Annotated in this window: 9 protein-coding genes and 1 pseudogene; 6 read left to right on the top strand and 4 right to left on the bottom strand. The window is 69.7% G+C overall.

Annotated elements, in window-relative coordinates:
* The 4 genes and pseudogenes from BSE24067_RS31945 to rfaE2 form a co-directional block, all read left to right on the top strand.
* Positions 1-193: pseudogene (locus BSE24067_RS31945) on the top strand (PhaM family polyhydroxyalkanoate granule multifunctional regulatory protein); the annotation flags it as partial.
* Between the two features lie 24 nt (positions 194-217).
* Complete coding sequence (locus BSE24067_RS31940) at positions 218-1,444, top strand: patatin-like phospholipase family protein (RefSeq protein WP_151068640.1); 1,227 nt, start codon at positions 218-220, stop codon at positions 1,442-1,444.
* Between the two features lie 487 nt (positions 1,445-1,931).
* Positions 1,932-2,810, top strand: coding sequence for a ferritin family protein (locus BSE24067_RS31935; protein ID WP_151068639.1), 879 nt, complete (start codon positions 1,932-1,934; stop codon positions 2,808-2,810).
* Positions 2,811-2,972: 162 nt separating this feature from the next.
* Complete coding sequence (gene rfaE2 / locus BSE24067_RS31930) at positions 2,973-3,458, top strand: D-glycero-beta-D-manno-heptose 1-phosphate adenylyltransferase (protein ID WP_151068638.1); 486 nt, start codon at positions 2,973-2,975, stop codon at positions 3,456-3,458.
* A 30-nt stretch (positions 3,459-3,488) separates the two neighbouring features.
* Here rfaE2 and BSE24067_RS31925 read toward each other — a convergent pair whose 3' ends face one another.
* The 3 genes from BSE24067_RS31925 to BSE24067_RS31915 all read right to left on the bottom strand — a co-directional run bounded on the left by BSE24067_RS31925 (position 3,489) and on the right by BSE24067_RS31915 (position 5,676).
* On the bottom strand, positions 3,489-3,731 hold the full coding sequence (locus tag BSE24067_RS31925) for a hypothetical protein (RefSeq protein WP_151068637.1): 243 nt from the start codon (positions 3,729-3,731) through the stop codon (positions 3,489-3,491).
* A 239-nt stretch (positions 3,732-3,970) separates the two neighbouring features.
* Entirely contained in the window at positions 3,971-4,759 is a 789-nt protein-coding gene (locus BSE24067_RS31920) for a type III pantothenate kinase (protein WP_151068636.1), read from the bottom strand.
* Complete coding sequence (locus BSE24067_RS31915) at positions 4,756-5,676, bottom strand: biotin--[acetyl-CoA-carboxylase] ligase (protein WP_151068635.1); 921 nt, start codon at positions 5,674-5,676, stop codon at positions 4,756-4,758. The genes BSE24067_RS31920 and BSE24067_RS31915 overlap by 4 nt, the downstream gene beginning before the upstream one ends.
* A 243-nt stretch (positions 5,677-5,919) precedes the next feature.
* Here BSE24067_RS31915 and BSE24067_RS31910 point away from each other — a divergent pair, with 243 nt between their 5' ends.
* Positions 5,920-6,315, top strand: coding sequence for a type VI secretion system amidase effector protein Tae4 (locus BSE24067_RS31910; RefSeq protein ID WP_208455047.1), 396 nt, complete (start codon positions 5,920-5,922; stop codon positions 6,313-6,315).
* Between the two features lie 11 nt (positions 6,316-6,326).
* On the top strand, positions 6,327-6,683 hold the full coding sequence (locus tag BSE24067_RS31905) for a T6SS amidase immunity protein Tai4 family protein (protein ID WP_170297562.1): 357 nt from the start codon (positions 6,327-6,329) through the stop codon (positions 6,681-6,683).
* 8 nt (positions 6,684-6,691) lie between these two features.
* On the opposite strand, the gene BSE24067_RS31900 is transcribed toward BSE24067_RS31905, so the two are convergent.
* Positions 6,692-7,304, bottom strand: a 613-nt coding sequence (locus tag BSE24067_RS31900) for a tetratricopeptide repeat protein (protein ID WP_174904993.1), incomplete at its 5' end; no start/stop codon positions are given.

Genomic DNA, 7,304 nt, shown 5'->3' with positions numbered 1-7,304 from the left:
CGCGCAGCCCGCGGCGCCGGCCGATGCGTCGCCCGAGCAACCCGCATCGGCTGCTCGCGAACACGCGCCCGCACCGGCCGCCGCTGCGCCCCGCAAGCCGGCCGCGAAGCGTGCGAAGCCGGCCGGCTCGGCCGCCGCGCGTGCAGCCGCCGCCTCGTCGCCGGAAACGCGTCCGCCGAAGCGCTCGACGTGACGCGAACCGGATAGCAGGTCGATCATGCGGCTCGCGCTCGTTCTGATGGGGGGCGGCGCACGCGCCGCGTACCAGGTCGGCGTGCTGAAGGCGCTGGCCGAGATCTCCCGCGAAGCCGATCCGCACCGGCATACGGTGCCGTTCACGGTCGTGTGCGGATCGTCGGCCGGCGCGATCAATGCGACATCGATCGCGAGCCACGCCGACGATTTCTCGCACGGCGTGCGCCGCCTGCTCGAATTCTGGGAGCCGCTGCGCGCCGACTACGTGTATCGCACCGACTGGCTCGGCATCGCGGCGGCCGGCGCGCGGTGGCTCGCGACGATGACCTTCGGCTGGGCGGCGCGCCGTTCGCCGCGCGGGCTGCTCGACAACGCGCCGCTTGCGCACCTGCTGCAGCGCGAGCTGAGCTTTCATCGGATCGAGCAGATGCTCGAAGCCCGGCTGCTGCATGCGCTGTCGGTGACGGCGCTCAGCTATTCGAGCGGCCGGCACCTGACCTTCTACCAGGCGGCCGAGCCGATCCAGGCATGGCGGCGCGCGCAGCGCACCGCGCGGCTCGTCGATCTGTCGGCGTCGCATCTGCTCGCGTCGTCGGCCATTCCCTTCGTGTTCCCCGCGGTGCCGCTGGTGCTCGACGGGCAGATCGAGTATTTCGGCGACGGGTCGATCCGGCAGGTCGCGCCGCTGTCGCCGGCGATCCACTTCGGCGCGGACCGCATCGTCGTGATCGGCGCGGCCGATCCGCGGCCCGAGATTCCGGCCGCGAACGGCTCGGGGCGCGTGCGCGGCTATCCGACGCTCGCGCAGATCGGCCAGCAGGTGCTCGCGAGCGTGTTTCTCGACTCGATCGGCTCGGACATCGAGCGTATCGAGCACATCAACCGGATGATCGAGCACCTGCCGCATCAGGTCGAAGTGGACAGCGGCTGGCGGCACGTGGACGTGCTCGCGATCGCGCCGTCCGAGCGGATCGAGCTGATCGCCGCGAAGCACCTGAAGCAGATGCCGGCGACGATGCGCGGGCTGCTCGGCGCGATCGGCGGCAGCCAGCCGGCCGGCGCGTCGTTCGCGAGCTACCTGCTGTTCGAGGAAGCGTTCACGCGCGAGCTGATCGAGCTCGGCTACCGCGACGGGCGCGCGCAGCGCGACACCCTCGCCGACTGGATCGCGCGTGCCGACGGCGGCAGCGCGCCGGCTGCCGGCACATCGCCGGAAGGTGGTTGCGCGGCCGGGGAAATGCGGGTCTGACACGCACGCCGTCCAGCCCCGACACGCGCGCAAGATTACATTCCGGTTGCATTTTCGCGACGCATGCCGCGACCGATCGCCGCACCGTCGTTGGCGGCGCGCGACCGGGCGGGCGTCTCGGAACCGTCATGCGCGCGTGCTATCATGGCCGCCGCCGTATACACCATATCGAGCAGTCCGCCGGGCAGGCGGTCGCGCGTGAATCCTTTCAGGAAGCCGCGTGGCGCCGGGCGGGCTCGCCACCGAGCCGGCTTGCGCCGGCCCCCACATCAGGCACGCGCGGTCGGTTCCGTTCGGCGGAGCGGGGCTGCGGCGTGCTACACGGCGGCGGCGCGGCCGCCCGGCTGCCGGACGCGGAATCTGCGTCCGGGGGGCGGATTCCCGCGTAAAATTAGAGTCTTGGCTGCGAAAAAGCGCGCTCGCGCGCCCACGCGGCAACAGTCACGTTTAGAGAAGTCGCATTGCGCAGAACAGGGGTGGGACCATCATGAACACCATGCTTTATCCGGAACTTTACAGGTCGCTCGAAGCTGTCCGCTGGGACATGGAGAAGGACATTCCGTGGGACAAGTTCGACGCTTCGCTGCTCACCGACGAGCAGGCGAAGACGATCAAGATGAACGCGATCACCGAATGGTCGGCGCTGCCCGCGACGGAAATGTTCCTGCGCGACAACCAGCACGACAGCGATTTTTCCGCGTTCATGAGCGTATGGTTCTTCGAGGAGCAGAAGCATTCGCTCGTGCTGATGGAATACCTGCGCCGCTTCCGGCCGGAAATGGTGCCGACCGAAGAAGAGCTGCACGCGGTGCGCTTCGAATTCGATCCGGCGCCGCCGCTCGAGACGCTGATGCTGCACTTCTGCGGCGAGATCCGCCTGAATCACTGGTATCGCTGCGCGGCCGACTGGCACACCGAGCCGGTCATCAGGCACATCTACGAGACGATCTCGCGCGATGAAGCGCGCCATGGCGGCGCGTACCTGCGCTACATGAAGAAGGCGCTGAACAATTGCGGCGACGTCGCGCGTGCGGCGTTCGCGAAGATCGGCGTGCTGATGGCATCGGCGCGCCGCACCGAGAAGCCGCTGCACCCGACGAACCTGCACGTGAATCAGGCGCTGTTCCCGCGCGACACCGTGCAGTCCCGCCTGCCCGATCCGGAATGGCTCGAGCGCTGGCTCGACGAGCAGATCCGCTTCGACGGCGAATGGGAAAAGAAGGTGGTCGAACGAATCCTGCACAACCTGTCGATCCTGTTCGAGCGCACGTTCGCGACCGCGCAGGAACTGAACCGCTATCGCAAGGAAGTCACGAGCCGCCTGCAGTCCGAAAGCGGTCCGTCGTCGGCCGCGCAACCGGCCTGACGCCGCGCGGCGGCGCAGCCGGCGTGACATGATGCCGGTCGCGATCGCCGCGGTGCAGCCGAAGCATGAAGCCCGCCCGTTGTCCGGCGGGCTTTTTATCTGGCGCCGCCAGACTCCGTCGCGACGCGCACCGCGCGCCGCTCATGCCATCCGACATTCATCATGCCCGCTACCTTTGAACGCAAGCTGATCACCCGCGACGCCCTGGTTGCCCTGCGCGCGTCGCTGCCTTCGCCCGTCGTGTTCACGAACGGCGTGTTCGACATCCTGCACCGTGGTCACGTCACGTATCTCGCCGATGCGAAGGCGCTCGGCGCGTGCCTGATCGTCGGCGTCAACAGCGACGCGTCGGTGCGCATGCTTGGCAAGGGCGACGACCGCCCGATCAATCGCGAGGAAGACCGGATGGCGCTGCTCGCGGCGCTGGAAAGCGTGGACTGGGTCGTGAAGTTCGAGGAAAAGACGCCGGTGTCGCTGATCGAGGCCGTCCGTCCGGACATCCTCGTGAAGGGCGGCGACTACGACATGGACGCGCTGCCGGAGTCGGCGATCGTGCGCGGCTGGGGCGGCCGTGCGCTCGCGATTCCGTTCGAGCACGATCGCTCGACCACCGCGCTGCTGAAGAAGGTGCGCGCGCAACAGTCCTGATATCTGATACCTGATACGCGCGCCGCGCGGTCAGGGCGCGGAGGCCGGCAGCGGCTCGGCCGTGACGCCCGGTGCGGCGATCGGCGCGCCGATCACGGGCTGGTCGGTCGCCTGCATGAGCGGCATCGCATGCAGCGCGGCCGGCTGCACCTGCCGGGACAGCACGCCCGGCTCGCGCGGGCCGGCGGCCGGCACCGGGCCGAACACGCCGCGCACGGCCGCGAATGCGAGCAGGTTCGCGAGAAAGAGAACAGCGATCAGCCAGCGCAGCATCGTCGAAACTCCTCGTCGTTGTTCAGTCGTTCAGTCGTTCAACCCCGTTCAGCCGTTCGGTCGGGCCGGCCGCGTGGCCGTCGCAGCCGGGGCCCGTCCGGAGCGTCTCGGCCGTGCATGCGGCCGGCTGTCTGCATCGGTGCACGCAGCGTCGGCATCGCAGTGCTCCCTCGTCACCGTGACCAAGCCCGCAGCCGGCTTGCGTCGACACGGCCGGCGCGATGCCGGCCGGTTTTTCGTCAATCCTGCGCCGCCGCTTCCGACGCGATCAGCGCAAGTCCGGACAGGATCAGCGCATCGTGCCGCGTATGCGGCAGCGTCAGCACGCGTGCGACGTCGTCCGCCGCACCGCCCGCGAGCACGAGCCGCACCGGCGCCTGCCACGCGTCGGCGAGATCGCGCCACGCGCGTTCGATCAGCCCCGCCTGCGCGTACAGGCAGCCGGCCGACAGCGAGCGCGGCGTATCGACCTGGAACGGCTCGGCGTGCGCGCCCGCGAGCAGGCCGCTCGCGATGTCGGTGGTCAGCGTCGGCAATTGCGCGGTATGCGTGCCGAGCGCGCGCATCATCAGCGCCCAGCCCGGCGCGATCAGCCCGCCCGTGAAACGGCCGTCCGCACGCAGCGCTTCGAGCGTCGTCGCCGTGCCGAACGTCGCGATCAGCAGGTGCTCGTCCGGAAACGCCGCATGTGCGCCGATCAGCCCGGCCCAGCGATCGCTGCCGAGCTGTTCGGGCGTCGTATAGCCGTTCGTCACGCCGCATTGCGCGGGCCGCGAGCGGATCGTCGTGCGCGGCAGCCCCGGCCAGCGCGCGTCGAGCAGCGCGTCGAGCCGCGCGGCCACGTCGGGACCGGCGACGTTCGAGATCCATGCATCGCGCGGGCGCGGCAGCGTCGACCAGTCGGGATCGGCGCCGCCGTCTCGTGTGTGGCCGAACGTGCCGGTGTCGGTCAGCGTGCGTTGCGCGTCGGCGAGCGCCCATTTGATCCGGCTGTTGCCGGCGTCGATCAAAAGATGCGATTCGTTCATCGCGCTTCGCGCAGCGACACGTCGCCGGCCGCGATCGCCTGCACACCGTCCGGCGTGTCCAGCAGCAGCTGGCCGGTCGCATCGATGCCCGTCGCGATGCCGCGCACGCGTTCGACGCCTTGTTCCAGCAGCACGACCTCGCGCCCCGCGTACGCATGCAGCGCGTGCCAGCGCGGCAGGAACGGCGCGAGTCCGTCGGTGCCGAACTGTGCGAGTGCGGGCGTGAGCGCGTTCAGCGCCGCGGCGAGCGTGTCGGTGAGATTGGCCGACGCGCACGCGGTCGACAGCGCGGCCGGCGGCAGCCCGCTCGCGAGCGCCGCTTCGCGTGTACGGAGTGCGTCGACCTGCGCGGCGACCGCTTCCGCGCCGCGCACGTTGATGCCGAAGCCGATCACGACGGCGGTTGCGTCGGCGGTCGTCCATACGGTTTCGATCAGGATCCCGGCGAGTTTGCCGACGATGCGCGTCGCGCCGTCGTCGGCGGCCGTCAGCAGCAGGTCGTTCGGCCATTTGAGCGCGACGCGCGTGCGGGCATCGAGCGGCAGCGCGGCGAGCCCTTCCGCGAGCGCGACGCCGATCGCGATGCTCAGGCCGCCGAGTGCGTCGACGGGGCGCGGCACGATGCAGCCGACCGAGCACAGCAGCGCGTTGCCGGGCTGCGCGAACCACGGGCGGCCTTGCCGGCCACGGCCGGCCGTTTGCTCGAACGCTACGCGCACGAGCGGCGCGGGCAGTGCGTTCACGGTGCGCGGCAGCGCCTTGAGACGCGCGGCGACGTCGGCGTTGGTCGAGCCGGTGGCGGCGACGATGTCGAGCGGCCACGCGCGCGGCGCGGCGTCCAGGTGCGCCTCGAGCCGGCCGCGCGCGATGTGCGCGTCGCCGGAATCGGGCGTGTCGGAGGAGGTGGGGGCGTTCATGGCGCCTATTGTAGCGACAGGGGGAGGAGGCGGTGCTCGGGAGACGAGCTGCATGCGGCCGCCTGATGCCAGCATCACCTTTCATTTTCATTTCGTCGGACTGATGCGTCGAAATCGAACCGCCTCTCTTCACTGGATCAGGAGACAATCGCCATGGCTCGACCCTCGTTCAAAGCCGCGTGGTCGGCATTCGCGCACATCAACGTGCCTGCCGAAATGGTCGGCAGGTAAATCGGCGGCAAGGTGCAACAGAACATCGATGCGCGCATTTTCGAGAACGCATGTCCGATCAGGATGAGCTATGTGCTGAATCTGACTGGATCGCCGATCGCAAAAGGGATGGGCTACGCGACGGTCAGCGGTGCGGACGGCAACGCCTGCTTGTTTCGCGTCAATGACATGATGGCGTATCTGGAGCGGGTATTCGGCCGCCCCGACAAGATCGTGAAGTCGCCACGTCCGGATGATTTCGCCGGCATGAAGGACATCATCGTGGTCAAGGGCAGTGGCTGGCGCAATGCACGGGGGCACGTCACCCTTTGGGACGGCGCGCGATGCCCGGACACGTGCTACGTGATGGCCGATCCGGAGAAGGGTCGGTTTATTCCCGAGGCAGGTTCGCTGTGGGTGTTGCAATGAAGCGGATGGCCATGCTGTTGTGCAGCGCGTGGCTTGCGGTGGGTGCGGCGATGGCCAAGGATGGTCGCGACACGGCCGCGCAGCGTGTGTTGCCGAAGGACTGGGCATTCAGTCGCTGTCTCGCGCGCGGTTATCCGGCGGGGCCCGCCCGCGACGACGCGGCTGCGACCGCGAGCGCCTATCTGGAGGCCGGTCGACAACCCGTCGACGCCTACGAAGCGCTCGAGCGGGCCGCCGACGCATACCTGCGGCGCGATTATGACGGCTCGGTGCACGTCGATTTCACGACAATGAAGTGCATCGAGTTCTACCGGAGCGCGGCGCTCGATCGACTCGCTACTCGGCTCGCCGCGTCGCGACCGCGCTGACGGGGCGCTTACGGTGCGACCACCGGATGCTTCAACGCATGCGCGGTCTCGATCCACTGCGCACGGAATTCGTCCGCATCGGGCTTGACCCCCAGCTCGCCGTTGCGATACGCCATCGCGAGCGTCTGCACGGCTTCCGGCAGCTCGTGTTCCGCCGCGCGGCGGTACAGTGCGAGCGCGCGCGCTTCGTCGCGCGGCACGCCGCTGCCGTCGCGGTACGCGTTCGCGAGCATGAAGTCCGCGGCCGGGATGCCGGCGCGCGATGCGAGCGCGAACCAGTGCGCGGCCTGCGCCGGATCGGCCGCGACGCCGTAGCCGCTGCGATAGATCAGCCCGAGGTAGTACGCGGCGGCCGGATCGCCGTGTGCGGCAGCGGCACCGAGCAGCGCGCGGGCGCGTGCGTAGTCCTTCGGGATGTCGCCGCTGCCGAGCAGCAGCGCCTTGCCGAGCGCGAGCTGCGCGCGCCGTGCCGCCGGCGCGTCGGCGGCCGCGTCGGCCTGCGCGGCGGTTTCGAGCCAGCCGCGGCCCTCGTCGCGCAGCCCTGGCTCGTGCGCATCGACGAGCGCGATGCCGAGCGCCGCCTGCGCGTCGCCCGAGCCGCGCAGTGCAAGGGTGCGCAAC

This window comes from Burkholderia latens (genome assembly GCF_902499045.1).
GTDB classification, from domain to species: Bacteria; Pseudomonadota; Gammaproteobacteria; order Burkholderiales; family Burkholderiaceae; genus Burkholderia; species Burkholderia latens.
This window is presented reverse-complemented; position numbering and strand designations above follow the sequence as displayed.